Raw genomic sequence first — 443 nt, 5'->3', positions numbered from 1 at the left:
CTGTCCCACCTTCGGCGGCTAGCTCCCCTAAGGGTTACCCCACCGACTTCGGGTGTTACAAACTCTCGTGGTGTGACGGGCGGTGTGTACAAGGCCCGGGAACGTATTCACCGTAGCATTCTGATCTACGATTACTAGCGATTCCGACTTCATGGAGTCGAGTTGCAGACTCCAATCCGGACTACGACGCACTTTATGAGGTCCGCTTGCTCTCGCGAGTTCGCTTCTCTTTGTATGCGCCATTGTAGCACGTGTGTAGCCCTACTCGTAAGGGCCATGATGACTTGACGTCATCCCCACCTTCCTCCAGTTTATCACTGGCAGTCTCCTTTGAGTTCCCGGCCGGACCGCTGGCAACAAAGGATAAGGGTTGCGCTCGTTGCGGGACTTAACCCAACATCTCACGACACGAGCTGACGACAACCATGCACCACCTGTCACCA

1 rRNA gene is annotated in these 443 nt (G+C 55.3%); it reads right to left on the bottom strand.

The features are described 5' to 3' along the window. Window positions 1-443: ribosomal RNA gene (locus CSV68_RS17375) — 16S ribosomal RNA — on the bottom strand; the annotation flags it as partial.

The sequence above is a fragment of the Sporosarcina sp. P29 genome (assembly GCF_002743265.1).
GTDB lineage: Bacteria > Bacillota > Bacilli > Bacillales_A > Planococcaceae > Sporosarcina.
This window is presented reverse-complemented; position numbering and strand designations above follow the sequence as displayed.